This window comes from Bacteroides sp., from assembly GCF_030151085.1.
Taxonomy (GTDB): Bacteria; Bacteroidota; Bacteroidia; order Bacteroidales; family Bacteroidaceae; genus Bacteroides.
Window position 1 is genome coordinate 1 of record NZ_JASLER010000066.1, and the last position, 14,077, is coordinate 14,077.

Below are 14,077 nucleotides of genomic sequence, written 5' to 3' on the forward strand. Positions count from 1 at the left end.
GGTTCTTCGTCACTTTAGGTGCATTTCCACTTGTTTGTTATGCTCTTTTATTTGTAGCTAACCGCTTGATAAGCTGTAATATAGTCTGTTTAAAAATTGTAGATGTGCTTGAAAATTAGTAACTTTATAGCTGACCAAAGCTTGAAGTACTCATGATTCAAAACACATCTACATATAGCAAAGTTACTACTAATTTATCCAAGGTTGCTAATAAAAGTCGGGAAAAGTTCTCTACATTCTCTTTTACACTCCATATTCCCGGTTATCATCAGTATAACATCTCTCAAACAGGTCGTTCTTATTACATAGAACTATCCCGTATTAGTAAAGGATCTCATTGTCCTAAATGTGGTTGCTATAGTAAAAGTATTCATAGTCACTATATGCGTCAGCTTCAGGGGCTGGAAGTTTTTGGTCATCCATTAACCCTCTTAGTCAGAACTCGTAAATTCCGCTGTAAAGACAAGCGTTGCTGCTGCCATATCTTCAGCGAGTCCCTTTCAGGCTTGGCTTCTTCCTATGCAAGGAATACTTTGGAAGTGGAGAATCGTATTCGTCAAGTGTCTTTAAAAACCAGCTCCCGTATAGCCACAGAACTTCTTTCCCAACAAAATATTTCCTGTAGCCAATCCTCTTGTTTGCGTCGTGTTATCCCTCCCGGTCCCCAAGAAGTAGCTGGCCCTCTTCCCGTGGCTATAGGAATAGATGATTTTGCCCAAAAGAAAGGACATATTTACGGAAGCATTGTCATGGACCAAATCACACATCGTCCTCTTGCAATAATTCCCGGCCGGGAAGGAGACGAATTAGAACGTTATTTATGCCACAATCCTCAAATTCAATATATAACCCGTGATCGCGGCAGATGTTTCATCGAAGCCATCAACCGTATTCTACCCGGAGCAACTCAAATATGCGACAGATTCCATTTGATAAAGAATATGGTCGATTCCATGACAGAAGAAATAGCTTCTCTATCCCGATTGGCTACGGGTAAACAGACTTATCAGTATCCTTCGATTGAGGAATGTCGGATAAAAATTATGGAATCTCTTTTTAGTTTGGGAGAAGCCAAACATCGGCATAAACTAAATTTATTTATAGCTGCCGATAACTGTATAAGAAAAGGTATGAGTATCAGGGAGACGGCAGACCAACTAGGAGAATATTCACAAGTCATCTGGCGTTTGCTACGCCATCATACAGGAAAAGATTATATGTCATCTGAACAGAAAAGTATCTTGAAGTATGCTGATGAACTTGCCTCTGAAATCAGCCATGGGTGTTGTGAACTCAAAATGCTAAAAAAGAGAATGATAGATAAAATGAGCCCTTTATCAGTGGAGCATGCAACCGTGGGAATCAGAAAGCAGATTGGTATACAGAAATGTGAAGTCAAAGCATATAATAAGGAGCTAAGAAAGAAAAAGCATATGAAACATCTATCTGCAAAAGAGATACAACATTTTATTCTTACCGGAATATGCTCAACGCAACAAATGGAAAACCTTTTGAAAAATACGGCTATCAGACAAATCATAGTATTATGTAAGCAGTTTCGAGAGATGATAAACGGGAATCCTAAGCAGCTTAGTTTGGACAAATGGATAAAAAAAGCAATGAATTCTGACTCGCAGGCTATGAGGAGATTTGCAATGGGAATAAAGTGGGACCAGCAAGCCGTACAAAATGCTATGGATATATACTTAAATAATGGATTATTGGAAGGAACGGTTAACAAGATAAAATGTATTAAGAGACAAATGTTCAATAGGGCAGGCTATGCGTTATTATATGAGAAACTTGTAGCTTTCAAAACGTAAAATTGCACCTAAAGTGACGAAGAACCAAAACAAACTTTGTGTAGAGTGGGCTGATCCGGAACTGAGAGCTAGAAAATGTTCATGTTGAGCGGACAAACAAAAAGCAGATAATGTTTTCACATTACCTGCTTTCCGTTTGAGCCTCTTGTCGGATTCGAACCAACGACCCCGAGATTACAAATCACGTGCTCTGGCCAACTGAGCTAAAGAGGCGGGTGGGTAAGCTTTCTATATCGCGCCGCTACAACCAACTACCTTTGCTGCGATCAAGCCCTGGAGGATTCGAAGGGAGCTGGCCGTATAGGACTTACCCGTTTTTTGTTTTGCGGTTGCAAAGGTAGGCATTATTTTGAAACCTGCAATACCTACCCCTAACTTTTTTCAACTTTAACAGGTAGACAAGGCGTTACATACAATATTATTTATACCTTTGCGCATTATTTCGTAGAAAGATGACAGAAAATAGAGGTTACATGCAACGATACGCGATGCTGTTTGGCACATACATGGGTGGATACTGGATTTTAAAATTCATTCTCTTTCCCTTGGGGATGGCAGTTCCTTTTTTATCCTTCCTTTTCATAGGGCTCACTTTGGGAGTACCTTTTATGGGATATTATTATACCCGAATGTACCGCAATCAGGTATGTGGAGGTTATATCAGCTTTCCCCACGCATGGATATTTACCGTTTTCATGTATATATTTGCCGCCTTGCTTACTGCTGTCGCACATTACATTTATTTCCAGTTTATCGATCATGGATATATTATTAATTCCATAGAATCACAGATCAATCTGCTTGCTCAAAGCCGCATTCCGGGAACAGAGGAATATATCAAAATGTATCGTGACATGTTGGAAACAGCACGTACATTGACTCCAATAGATATCACGATTGAAATGGTATCATTTAATGTCTTCTTCGGTTCGTTGATGGCAATTCCGACTGCGCTGTTTGTTATGAGACGGAAAAAGACAGAACGGATTTAAATAAGAGAAAAAACAATAAAGTAACCAAGTAACATAAATCATAAAAAGCTAAATCGTAAATCAATGGATATCTCAGTTGTTATACCGTTATATAATGAAGAAGAATCTCTTCCCGAACTGTTCGCATGGATTGAACGGGTAATGAAAGCTAACGGATTCTCCTACGAAGTGATTTTTGTGAATGATGGAAGTACAGACCGTTCCTGGCAAGTCATCGAACAACTGCAAAAACAGGCACCGGACATAGCACGAGGCATTAAGTTCCGCCGCAATTATGGTAAATCACCGGCATTGTATTGTGGTTTCGAGCAGGCTCAAGGCGATGTTGTCATTACTATGGATGCCGACCTGCAAGATAGCCCTGACGAAATACCAGAACTATACAACATGATAACCCAAGATGGTTATGATTTGGTTTCAGGTTGGAAACAAAAACGTTACGATCCGCTATCCAAGACCCTGCCTACCAAACTTTTCAACGCTACTGCCCGTAAAGTCTCCGGTATTAAGAATTTGCACGATTTTAATTGTGGACTGAAAGCATACCGCAGAGATGTTATCAAAAATATAGAGGTATACGGAGAAATGCATCGCTATATCCCCTATCTCGCTAAAAATGCCGGTTTCAACAGAATCGGCGAAAAGATAGTGCAGCACCAAGCCCGTAAATACGGAACAACGAAATTCGGCCTTAATCGTTTTGTGAATGGCTATTTGGATTTGATATCTTTGTGGTTCCTCTCCAAATTCGGTATCAAACCCATGCATTTCTTCGGTTTGCTGGGTTCATTGATGTTCGTATTAGGTTTTATCGCCGTAATTATAGTAGGAGCTACCAAACTATACTATATGCACCATGGCATGCCCTACCGACTCGTAACAGATTCTCCTTACTTCTACCTCTCGCTAACATCCATGATTATCGGTACACAATTGTTTGTAGCAGGATTCCTCGGAGAACTGATTTCACGTACCGCACCAGAACGAAACAAGTATCAAATAGAGAAAACGATTTAACAATGAAAAGCTTAGTCAGACTTATCATATTCGGCGCTATTCTTTGCCCCATTATCAGTATCGTGGTTTCCTGTTCGGAAGAGGCGGATTGTTCTATGGCTACCCGTGCCATGGTACAATGCTATATTTATACAATAGACCCTGAAACTAAGACCGTAAAGAACGATACGCTCGATTCTCTAACGGTGACTGCTTGGGATACGGATTCCATTATCATCAACAACCAGAAAAAGGTACATGACATCTCATTACCTTTAAGATATACGGTAGATTCTACCAAACTGGTTTTCCGATATAGCAAAACTAGGGTTGATACGCTAGTCATCAAACATACTAACACGCCTTATTTTCTATCAATGGATTGCGGCTATCAGATGAAGCAAGCTATCACAAGCATCCAAGCTACCCGCCGCGTCCTCGATTCCATCTATGTGTCAAATAATGAAGCCGGTATCTATGGAAGGGAAAATCTTAAATTATTCTATTAGCCTGGCACTTTGCCTACTGATGTCTTTCCCTTTGCAGGCACAGACTCGCAATACCTCTAACCCTCAAGGAAGAAGTAACCGCCCCCAGACTGCTGAGAAGAAAAAGACAACAGAAGAGGTGAATTATCCGCTTTACAACGGTGTTTCAGTCGGTGTGGACTTATGGGGAATTGGAAGTAAGGTTCTTGGAGGAGATTTTTTAAGTACTGAGGTCGCTGTAGATGTAAACCTCAAAAACCGCTTCTTTCCTATAGCGGAAATCGGCTATGGAAAAACAGACACATGGAACGACAAAGGCACACATTATAATAGCGGTGCCCCCTACTTCCGAATCGGCATGGATTACAATGCCCTTTATAAGAAAAAGCACGGCCACATGTTACTTGTAGGTTTGCGCTATAGCGTTACCAGTTTCAAATATGATGTGGAAGCTCTTGCAATTGATGATCCGATCTATGGAGGAGTCATAGGAAATCCGAACTTGGAAGACGGAATATGGGGAGGAAGTTTGCCGTATAATCATAAAGGAATGAAAGGTTCTATGCAATGGGCAGAATTCTGCGTAGGTATCCGTGCTCATATCTGGAAAGAGCTGTATATGGGATGGGCATTGCGATTTAAATTCAAATTGTCAGCATCAACCGATCAATATGGTGATCCGTGGTATGTACCCGGGTTTGGCAAATACGGTTCGAATACTACGGGAATAACTTATACAATAACCTATAAACTACCCTTCTGAAACAATGACAGGATTTGAAATTTGGCTGTTGGCTTTAGGACTTGCGATGGATTGCTTCGCCGTTTCTATAGCCAGCGGAATCATATTGAAACGCTTACAACTACGTCCCATGTTAGTGATGGCACTCGGCTTCGGCTTTTTCCAAGCTCTTATGCCCTTGCTTGGATGGATAGGTGCCAGTTTTTTCAGTCACTTGATAGAAAGCGTAGATCACTGGATCGCTTTTGCCATTCTTCTTTTTCTTGGCGGACGCATGGTATTGGAATCTTTTAAAGATGAAGATTGCAAACAAGAATACGATCCTACAAGCCTTAAAGTAGTATTGGCATTGTCAGTAGCAACCAGTATTGATGCGTTAGCGGTAGGTGTTTCGTTCGCATTCTTAGGAATTAAAGATTGCTCGGCAATACTACCTCCGATTTGCATTATAGGTTTTGTATCATTTGTCATGTCTATGATAGGTTTGATATTCGGAATTCGGTTCGGTTGCGGCATTGCACGCAAATTACGGGCAGAGCTTTGGGGAGGTATTATCCTCATCCTTATCGGAATCAAGATTCTGATTGAGCATTTATTTTTCAGCTAACATTCTATCTAAACACTTTGATTATGGATAAGAAAATACAACGGAACTTTTTATGGATCGCCCTATTGGTGTTGGGTACAATCTGGATACTTGCCCGCCACAACCGAACCATTCCTTATCAAATAGATAATGGTTTGATATTCGGTACAGTCTATAAAGTTACATATCAATATGATGACGATCTGAAAGAAGAAATAGAAGCGGCGCTCAAACGCTTTGACGGTTCGCTGTCTCCTTTCAATGATACAGCTACCATAACCCGGGTAAACCACAACGAAGATTTTGTTCCTGATTCTTTCTTTATCAATGTTTTCCGTCGTAGCATAGAGATTTCTAAAGAAACCGATGGTGCATTTGACATTACCGTTGCTCCGTTGGCAAATGCCTGGGGATTCGGTTTCAAAAAAAGAACTTTCCCCGATTCTACCATGATTGATAGTTTGCAGGAAATCACCGGCTACGCCAAAGTCAAGTTATCCGCAGAAGGAAAGGTCATAAAGCAAGATCCACGCATTATGCTCTCTTGTAGCGCCATAGCCAAAGGATATGCCGTAGATGTCATAGCACAACTATTAGAGCAAAAAGGTATTCGTAACTTCATGGTGGACATAGGTGGAGAAATTGTTGTTCGTGGTGAAAATCCTAAAAAAGAGCTTTGGCGAATTGGCATCAATAAACCCATCGATGATTCTTTATCCGTCAACCAAGAGTTACAAACAGTTCTGAGTATCACCAATATAGGTATGGCAACCTCTGGTAACTACCGCAACTATTATTACAAAGACGGAAAGAAATATGCACATACCATCGATCCACGCACTGGTTATCCGGTACAACATAATATCCTTTCTGCTACCGTTATAGCCCGCGATTGCATGAGTGCCGATGCATACGCTACCGCCTTCATGGTAATGGGACTGAAAGAAGCTGAACAATTTGCCAATGCGCATCCGGATATTGATGCCTGCTTTATATATAGCGATGAAAACGGCAAACTCCAAACCTTCTTAACCAAGGGTATGGAGAAATACGTAAATAAATAAGCATTCTTTATTTATAGAAGACAAAGTATACTGCAAGTACCAAACAAATAAAAGCGGCGAAATGATTCCAATGCAACGTTTCGCCTTTAAACAGTACTGTCGTAAATATCGTAAAGATAATCAAAGTAATCACTTCTTGAATAACTTTAAGTTGCATCAGCGAGAATGGACCTCCATTCCCTAAAAAGCCCATTCGGTTGGCAGGTACTTGGCATGAATACTCAGCCAATGCAATCACCCACGAAAAGAGCACAACCGCAAAAAGCGGCCAGTTGGAAATCACTTTTGTTTCCTGTAGTTTAAGATGTCCGTACCAAGCAAATGTCATAAAGATATTGGATACGATCAATAATAAAATGGTATAAAATGCTTTCATTTATAAAAGATAATAAGTTGGATACTATTTTTCTATTCCTTACTCTCTATTTTCAATCTAACCGGCAACAATTCTTCTTGCACATTCGTCATGCTACCCCATAAGCTATAACGTGCTTCCGGATTCATTGCTTCCAATTGTTTCAAAATGCCTTTCATGGTACTACGACTGGATTGTGACTCGTAAGGGCAGTTTTTCACTTGTTTACGATACCCCCTCACCTGCGCCATTTCTATCAGATCTGACTCATGCACCAAACACATCGGACGAATAATCATCATATCGAATTTCTTCATTACCAGACGTGGCGGCATAGAACTGAATGCACCTTGATAGGTAATATTCATCAACAATGTCTCCAATATATCATCCATGTGATGTCCTAATGCTATCTTGTTGCATCCATTTTCCTTAGCTACCGTGAACAAGGCCTTACGACGATTCCATGAACACAGGAAGCAAGGGGATTTACGAGAATCGGTAGTAGCATCAAATTCTGTTTCATAAATCACAAAAGGGACTCCAAACGACTCCACATACTCCTTTAAATACTTTATATCGCTTTGATAAGGAATATTCTTCATCACCACATGCACAGCTACCACCGAAAACTTAGGTTTAAAAACACGTGCGCGCTTAGCCAGTAGCTCAACTAAAGCCAAAGAATCTTTACCTCCGGAAAGACCTATCAGAATTTTATCTCCGTCTTCGATCAATCCGTATTCCACCACACCTTTGCTAAACCGCTTCTCTATGCGGCGTATCATCTTCTCTTCTTCGGTAAATTGTGCCATATAAAACAGTTAATTTTCATCTCTCTATTCCGGTTCCCCACATAATGCAAGAATCGGCTGCAAAAGTAAGCGAAAAGAAGCATTTAAAGAAGAATTAACATAATAGAATTATGGAATTCTGCTTTATTCCCGATTAATTTGTATTTTTGAACTCCTAAAGATAAGTAAACAAAGCAAATATGAAAAAAAAATATATCTTCTTTCTCCTATTGAGTCTTTTAAGTATCACAGCCTCTGCACAAACACTGGCAGAAGCCAAAGACTTTTATGAGAAAGGGCAATATGAAAAAGCTAAACCCATTTTCAAGAAATTCGTCAGCTCGCAACCCGCCAATGGCAATTATAATCTGTGGTACGGAGTATGCTGTCTCAATACGGGTGAACCTGTCGAAGCTCTGAAGTATTTAGAAACTGCTGTAAAGAAGCGTATTCCAAGTGGTCAACTCTACTTAGCACAGAACTATAACGATTTATACCGTTTCGATGAAGCCATCCAAAATTATGAAGAATACATTTCCGATCTTAACCGAAGAAAACGACCTGCCGAAGAAGCGGAAAAATTATTAGAGAAAACCAAAGCCAACTTACGCATGCTGAAAGGCGTGGAAGAGGTTTGTTTCATCGATAGCTTTGTTGTAGATAAAAAGAACTTCTTGGATGCATATAAAATTAGTCCTGAATCAGGCAAATTATTTATGTACAATGCCTATTTCAAAGACTCAGATAAGAAAGGCGGCACGGTATACGAAACAGAATTAGGCAATAAAGTCTACTATAGTGAACAACAACCGGACGGAACTCTAAGCATACTTTCTCGCAATAAATTGCTGGATAATTGGAGCAATGGAAGTCTGCTTCCCGGAAGTATTAACGAAGCAATCAATGCCAACTATCCATTCGTACTTACAGATGGAGTAACCATTTATTATGCGGCAGATGGTCCGTCTTCAATAGGTGGATATGATATATTCGTCACTCGTTACAATACAAATACTGATTCTTACCTGACACCTGATAACGTCGGGATGCCATTCAATTCGCCGTATAACGATTATATGTATGTGATCGACGAGTTCAATGATCTGGGTTGGTTTGCATCCGACAGATTTCAACCGGACGATAAAGTTTGTATTTATGTTTTCATCCCCAATTCGTCCAAACAAGTCTATAATTATGAAAGTATGGATTTAAAGAAGCTAGTTCAATTAGCAGAAATACATTCCATAAAAGACACATGGAAGGATGCCAGTGCCGTAAAAGCAGCTAAAGAAAGGCTTAAAAACATAGGCAACGAAAAACAACAGACAACCAAGAACTATGATTTCGAATTCATTATTGATGATCATACAACATACTACCAGCTAAGCGATTTCCGTTCTCCGCAAGCCAAAGCTTTATTCAGTAAATACAGCCAATTAGAGAAAAGCTATAAGCAACAATCCACCAAGTTAGAAGATATGCGTACATGGTATTCACGTGCCAGTGCAGATGAAAAGGCAAAAATGTCGGCAGCAATTCTTGATTTAGAAAAAAATATACAGCAAGTATCCGCACAAATGAAAGATACCGCTATACAAATTCGCAATTTAGAAAAACAAACCATCAAATAAGACAAGCTATGGATATACTAATCATTACGATACTGATTATCGCAGCAGTTATTCTGTTTTTAGTGGAATTATTTATAATTCCGGGTATCAGTGTTGCCGGTTTTATGGCCGGAGGCTGCATTATCTTTGCCAACTATTATGCTTTTGCCTATATGGGAACACTGGAAGGCTTCATCACGCTTGCAGTATCTGCCATAACCTGCACAGGTTCGTTAGTTTGGTTTATGCGTTCCAAAACACTGGATAAGCTAGCATTGAAAAAGGACATCACCTCTAAGGTGGATCGTAGTGCCGAAGAGAAAGTTAAAGTCGGAGATACCGGTATTACTACTACACGGCTGGCACTTATCGGTTATGCCGAAATCAATGGAAACATTGTAGAAGTAAAGTCTATGGATGGTTTTCTAAATGAAAAGACCCCCATCATAGTAAGCCGTATCACAGATGGCGTGCTTCTGGTTGAAAAATTTAAAAACTAATATTCACTTAATACTTGACAATTTATGGATCCGAGTACTTTGTATTTAACGGCTTTCCTCGTAGTGGGAGGCATTATCTTTTTGGTTCTATTTTTCCATTATGTACCATTTTTCCTGTGGCTGTCCGCCAAGGTTTCGGGAGTTAATATTTCGTTGGTACAGCTATTCCTTATGCGCATTCGTAACGTACCTCCATACGTTCTCGTACCCGCAATGATCGAGGCTCACAAAGCCGGTTTAAAAACAATTACCCGCGACGAACTAGAAGCGCATTATCTCGCCGGAGGACACGTCGAGAGAGTAGTGCATGCCTTAGTATCCGCTTCTAAAGCCAACATCGAACTTCCTTTCCAAATGGCAACTGCTATCGACCTTGCCGGTCGTGACGTATTCGAAGCCGTGCAAATGTCAGTAAACCCTAAAGTGATTGATACACCGCCGGTAACAGCAGTAGCTAAAGATGGTATTCAGTTGATAGCCAAAGCCCGTGTTACGGTACGTGCCAATATCCGCCAGTTAGTGGGTGGAGCTGGTGAAGATACTATCCTTGCACGTGTAGGTGAAGGTATCGTTTCTTCTATCGGTTCATCCGAAAGTCACAAGACTGTATTGGAAAATCCGGATTCTATATCTAAGTTAGTGCTCCGTAAAGGCTTGGATGCCGGAACTGCATTCGAAATCTTATCCATTGATATCGCTGATATTGACATAGGTAAGAATATCGGTGCCGCCCTGCAAATAGACCAGGCAAATGCCGATAAGAACATTGCCCAAGCTAAAGCAGAGGAACGTCGTGCAATGGCAGTAGCTAGTGAACAAGAAATGAAGGCTAAAGCACAAGAAGCCCGTGCCAAGGTTATCGAAGCAGAAGCAGAAGTTCCTAAAGCTATGGCGGAAGCATTCCGTAATGGTAATTTGGGAATCATGGACTATTATCGGATGAAGAATATCGAAGCCGATACCTCCATGCGTGAAAACATTGCAAAACCTACCACCACGCCTAACCAACCGTTAAGCAAATAACCGGGAAAATAACAGATGAAAATGCCGGCACCGGTGAACAGAAACCGGTTTCCGGCGTTTTCTTTTTATATACGAATTAACTAATCATCCTGTAGTATGAAAAAATATTTTGCATCTTCCGAACTAATTATCAATGACGACGGTTCAGTATTTCACCTCCACGTAAAACCCGAATGGCTGGCTGACAAGGTCATCTTAGTAGGCGATCCCGGACGAGTAGCTTTAGTTGCTTCTCATTTTGAGAACAAAGAATGCGAAGTAGAGAGTCGTGAATTTAATACTATCACCGGTACATATAAAGGCAAACGGATCACAGTAGTATCTACAGGTATCGGCTGTGACAATATCGATATAGTAATGAATGAGTTGGATGCTCTGGCAAACATCGATTTCCAAACGCGCGAAGAAAAACCCCAATTACGCCAATTGGAACTGGTACGAATTGGTACTTGCGGTGGTTTGCAGCCCTATACTCCTGTAGGGACTTTTATCTGTTCTGAGAAATCTATTGGACTGGATGGCCTGCTGAACTTCTACGCCGGACGTAATTCGGTTTGCGACCTGGCATTTGAACGTGCTTTCTTGAACCACATGGGATGGTCAGGTAATCTATGTGCCCCTGCCCCTTATGTAATTGATGCTAATGCCGAATTAATAGACCGCATTGCCAAAGACGATATGGTACGTGGCGTGACGATTGCTGCTGGTGGATTCTTTGGCCCACAAGGGCGCGAACTTCGCGTTCCACTCGCCGATCCACATCAAAATGATAAGATTGAGAAGTTTGAGTATAACGGTTACCGCATCACTAATTTCGAAATGGAGAGCTCCGCATTAGCAGGTCTGAGCCGATTGATGGGACACAAAGCCATGACAGTTTGCATGGTGATTGCCAATCGCCTGATTAAAGAAGCTAATACAGGATATAAAAACACGATTGATACTCTAATCAAAACGGTGTTAGACAGAATTTAATCCAGTATTCCACCTATATAAACAAAACATCTCTTCCTCTTATTTGAGGAAGAGATGTTTTGTTTATATATCACCTCAAAGAATATTCTTAAATATACTTGCTGATAGTTTCGGATAATTTCTCAAAAGTATATGGTTTCGAAATAACATCATTACATCCGGCGGCTAAGGCTTGTTGTTGCTCAATAAAAAAAGCATTAGCAGTCACTGCAATAATGGGCAAATTAGGAGCTATTGTGCGTATCTTCTCCGTAGCCTGTACACCATTCATGATAGGCATACGTATATCCATCAATATCAAATCCGGTTGTTCACGAAGGAAACTGTTTACAGCTTCTTCACCGTTTACTGCCCATGAGATGGTATAATCTTTTTTTAACAGAACATTTATCTGCAAATAATTCGACTCAGTATCTTCAACAATAAGAATTTTCTTACGTTTGGACGAAATTTGTCCTTTATCATCAAGTTTTTCGATCAATTCTCCATGAACACTCTGAGTTACCTGCTGATAAGGCAAATATACCATAAATGTACTGCCAACTCCTACTTCTGACTCTACATCCATCTTACCTCCCAGTCTTTCAACTATACTTTGGCAAATAGAGAGTCCCAAACCAGTGCCTTGCACAAAGTCGTTCAGTTTCTCAAAGCGATTAAATATCAAAGGCAATTTCTCCTTTGGAATACCACATCCTGTATCCGACACATAAATCTTCAAATATTCGTCTTGCAACTCAGTACCTAGAGTTATATTACCTTCTTCCGTATTTTTAATAGCATTGGACAAGAAATTAAATAGCACCTGCGTAAGTCGGTTACGGTCAGTCAATATCCATAAATCCTCTTTCAGTCCTTCAACATGCAAACGTACATTTGACTTCATCTTCAGGCGATGAATCTTTTCCATCTCAACTATCAACGCCCTCATTTCAGTCAATTGGATATTCATTTCCGATTTTCCTGATTCTATTCGTGACAAGTCGAGAATATCATTTATAAGCTGCAAAAGCAAATTACTGTTTTTCTGAATAATACCCAAGTATTCAGACTTTTCTTCTTCACTTTCAGTTAAAGCTATAATCTCAGAGAAGCCTACAATCGCATTCAACGGAGTACGTATCTCGTGACTCATATTAGCCAGGAATACAGATTTCATTCGGTCAGCCTCTTCCGCCCGTTGCTTGGCTTCTATCAACTCATTGGAACGCTGCACACGGTCACCAATATCATGTATTAATGCCAAAGCTTTATTACCTTCAAACGGTGCGATTCGTGCTTGGAAATAACGTCTTTCATGACCGGGCACATCCAAAGGATACTCTATTTCCTTCAACTGCCCATCCTTCAAGCACTGACGTATATTTCTTACAAACAAATCACTGACTTCAGGTGAATAAACCAAGCGACCATCCGTTCCTATCAATTCCGCTGCATTATGCAGCAACACTGTGTTCGAAGCCATCAATATGTCTTGGAAAAAGAAATTATCATCAAAAATAAAGATGAATTCAGGCAGAGCTTCGATGATCTTCCAGTTTCTTTCTTCTAATTGGCGAATCTTCTCCTCACGTTCACATTGTTCTGTCACGTTAACAGCATAGCAGAATAGTTTTTCCGGCAGACCATCATGACCTCTCTGAACATCTAAAAAATGATCTTCCAACCAAATTATTTCACCCTTACTACCTATACAGCGAACACGCAACATTGATTTTTCCTGATTATTCACTTTCTCATAGAATCTATCCAGTGACACTAAATGTCGGTCATCGGGATGGACGCATTCACAAAATTCTTCCAAATTTTTATAGCGAATGCCTACTTTATCCAAACCTAATATATGAAAGTATTTTTCATTGAAAGTACACTCTTTCGTTTTAATGTCATATTCCCAAAGTGCAATCTGATGGGCAGCTAATACAGAAGTAACTTTATGAAGCTTCAATTCCAAATCCCCGATCTCTTCTGATTTACCCGAACCAAGAGGATTATTATCAGAAATATTGTCTAAATTCTGTTGCATAGTGGTTTTTATCGATGCTAAATGTATTATAACTGAGCAAATATAATAAAAAAGAGGAACTTGTATCAAATCGCACATATTTATTTATCTAAATGGCTATCTT

At 40.1% G+C, this 14,077-nt stretch carries 14 protein-coding genes and 1 tRNA gene; 11 read left to right on the forward strand and 4 right to left on the reverse strand.

The genetic code is table 11. From position 1 onward, the window contains the following. Nucleotides 1-152: 152 nt before the first annotated feature. Nucleotides 153-1,823 carry an ISL3 family transposase gene (locus Q1W14_RS13095; protein WP_300702063.1) on the forward strand — a complete coding sequence of 557 codons (1,671 nt, stop codon included), beginning with the start codon at nt 153-155 and terminating at the stop codon, nt 1,821-1,823. A gap of 139 nt (nt 1,824-1,962) precedes the next feature. On the opposite strand, the gene Q1W14_RS13100 is transcribed toward Q1W14_RS13095, so the two are convergent. Continuing rightward, nucleotides 1,963-2,036 (reverse strand) — tRNA-Thr (locus Q1W14_RS13100). 239 nt (nt 2,037-2,275) lie between these two features. On the opposite strand from Q1W14_RS13100, the gene Q1W14_RS13105 reads away from it, so the two are divergent. The 6 genes from Q1W14_RS13105 (at nt 2,276) to Q1W14_RS13130 (ending at nt 6,691) form a co-directional block, all read left to right on the forward strand. Continuing rightward, complete coding sequence (locus Q1W14_RS13105) at nt 2,276-2,815, forward strand: DUF4199 domain-containing protein (protein ID WP_300702065.1); 540 nt, start codon at nt 2,276-2,278, stop codon at nt 2,813-2,815. Nucleotides 2,816-2,878: 63 nt separating this feature from the next. After that, nucleotides 2,879-3,832 carry a glycosyltransferase family 2 protein gene (locus Q1W14_RS13110; protein WP_300702067.1) on the forward strand — a complete coding sequence of 318 codons (954 nt, stop codon included), beginning with the start codon at nt 2,879-2,881 and terminating at the stop codon, nt 3,830-3,832. A gap of 2 nt (nt 3,833-3,834) precedes the next feature. Continuing rightward, nucleotides 3,835-4,320, forward strand: a complete 486-nt coding sequence (locus Q1W14_RS13115) for a DUF6452 family protein (RefSeq protein ID WP_300702069.1) — start codon at nt 3,835-3,837, stop codon at nt 4,318-4,320. After that, complete coding sequence (locus Q1W14_RS13120; RefSeq protein WP_300702071.1) at nt 4,289-5,062, forward strand: DUF6048 family protein; 774 nt, start codon at nt 4,289-4,291, stop codon at nt 5,060-5,062. Before Q1W14_RS13115 ends, Q1W14_RS13120 begins: the two co-directional genes overlap by 32 nt. Before the next feature lie 4 nt (nt 5,063-5,066). Next, nucleotides 5,067-5,648: a manganese efflux pump MntP family protein gene (locus Q1W14_RS13125; RefSeq protein WP_300702073.1), complete on the forward strand. Its 582-nt coding sequence runs from the start codon at nt 5,067-5,069 to the stop codon at nt 5,646-5,648. 23 nt (nt 5,649-5,671) lie between these two features. Beyond that, entirely contained in the window at nt 5,672-6,691 is a 1,020-nt protein-coding gene (locus tag Q1W14_RS13130) for an FAD:protein FMN transferase (RefSeq protein ID WP_300702075.1), read from the forward strand. Nucleotides 6,692-6,698: 7 nt separating this feature from the next. Here Q1W14_RS13130 and Q1W14_RS13135 read toward each other — a convergent pair whose 3' ends face one another. Both Q1W14_RS13135 and Q1W14_RS13140 read right to left on the reverse strand, forming a co-directional pair. After that, nucleotides 6,699-7,067 carry a DMT family protein gene (locus Q1W14_RS13135; protein WP_300702077.1) on the reverse strand — a complete coding sequence of 123 codons (369 nt, stop codon included), beginning with the start codon at nt 7,065-7,067 and terminating at the stop codon, nt 6,699-6,701. Between the two features lie 32 nt (nt 7,068-7,099). Then, nucleotides 7,100-7,861 (reverse strand): ATP-binding protein, encoded by a 762-nt coding sequence (locus tag Q1W14_RS13140; protein WP_300702078.1) that lies wholly within the window; start codon nt 7,859-7,861, stop codon nt 7,100-7,102. Between the two features lie 179 nt (nt 7,862-8,040). Between Q1W14_RS13140 and Q1W14_RS13145 the strand changes: the two genes are divergently transcribed. The 4 genes from Q1W14_RS13145 to Q1W14_RS13160 all read left to right on the forward strand — a co-directional run bounded on the left by Q1W14_RS13145 (nt 8,041) and on the right by Q1W14_RS13160 (nt 11,948). Beyond that, the gene (locus Q1W14_RS13145; protein WP_300702079.1) at nt 8,041-9,471 is read left to right on the forward strand and encodes a tetratricopeptide repeat protein; all 1,431 of its coding nucleotides are present in this window, start codon (nt 8,041-8,043) and stop codon (nt 9,469-9,471) included. 8 nt (nt 9,472-9,479) lie between these two features. Continuing rightward, entirely contained in the window at nt 9,480-9,950 is a 471-nt protein-coding gene (locus Q1W14_RS13150) for an NfeD family protein (RefSeq protein WP_300702081.1), read from the forward strand. A gap of 24 nt (nt 9,951-9,974) precedes the next feature. After that, nucleotides 9,975-10,973, forward strand: a complete 999-nt coding sequence (floA, locus tag Q1W14_RS13155) for a flotillin-like protein FloA (protein WP_300702083.1) — start codon at nt 9,975-9,977, stop codon at nt 10,971-10,973. Between the two features lie 96 nt (nt 10,974-11,069). After that, on the forward strand, nt 11,070-11,948 hold the full coding sequence (locus tag Q1W14_RS13160) for a nucleoside phosphorylase (RefSeq protein ID WP_300702085.1): 879 nt from the start codon (nt 11,070-11,072) through the stop codon (nt 11,946-11,948). 88 nt (nt 11,949-12,036) lie between these two features. Here Q1W14_RS13160 and Q1W14_RS13165 read toward each other — a convergent pair whose 3' ends face one another. Further along, nucleotides 12,037-13,974, reverse strand: coding sequence for an ATP-binding protein (locus tag Q1W14_RS13165; protein WP_300702087.1), 1,938 nt, complete (start codon nt 13,972-13,974; stop codon nt 12,037-12,039). Nucleotides 13,975-14,077: the final 103 nt, after the last annotated feature.

Coding starts and splice junctions, on each gene's coding strand:
- Q1W14_RS13095 (WP_300702063.1), top strand. CDS start 153: ATGATTCAAAACACATCTACATATAGCAAAGTTACTACTAATTTATCC.
- Q1W14_RS13105 (WP_300702065.1), top strand. CDS start 2,276: ATGACAGAAAATAGAGGTTACATGCAACGATACGCGATGCTGTTTGGC.
- Q1W14_RS13110 (WP_300702067.1), top strand. CDS start 2,879: ATGGATATCTCAGTTGTTATACCGTTATATAATGAAGAAGAATCTCTT.
- Q1W14_RS13115 (WP_300702069.1), top strand. CDS start 3,835: ATGAAAAGCTTAGTCAGACTTATCATATTCGGCGCTATTCTTTGCCCC.
- Q1W14_RS13120 (WP_300702071.1), top strand. CDS start 4,289: ATGGAAGGGAAAATCTTAAATTATTCTATTAGCCTGGCACTTTGCCTA.
- Q1W14_RS13125 (WP_300702073.1), top strand. CDS start 5,067: ATGACAGGATTTGAAATTTGGCTGTTGGCTTTAGGACTTGCGATGGAT.
- Q1W14_RS13130 (WP_300702075.1), top strand. CDS start 5,672: ATGGATAAGAAAATACAACGGAACTTTTTATGGATCGCCCTATTGGTG.
- Q1W14_RS13135 (WP_300702077.1), bottom strand. CDS start 7,067: ATGAAAGCATTTTATACCATTTTATTATTGATCGTATCCAATATCTTT.
- Q1W14_RS13140 (WP_300702078.1), bottom strand. CDS start 7,861: ATGGCACAATTTACCGAAGAAGAGAAGATGATACGCCGCATAGAGAAG.
- Q1W14_RS13145 (WP_300702079.1), top strand. CDS start 8,041: ATGAAAAAAAAATATATCTTCTTTCTCCTATTGAGTCTTTTAAGTATC.
- Q1W14_RS13150 (WP_300702081.1), top strand. CDS start 9,480: ATGGATATACTAATCATTACGATACTGATTATCGCAGCAGTTATTCTG.
- floA (WP_300702083.1), top strand. CDS start 9,975: ATGGATCCGAGTACTTTGTATTTAACGGCTTTCCTCGTAGTGGGAGGC.
- Q1W14_RS13160 (WP_300702085.1), top strand. CDS start 11,070: ATGAAAAAATATTTTGCATCTTCCGAACTAATTATCAATGACGACGGT.
- Q1W14_RS13165 (WP_300702087.1), bottom strand. CDS start 13,974: ATGCAACAGAATTTAGACAATATTTCTGATAATAATCCTCTTGGTTCG.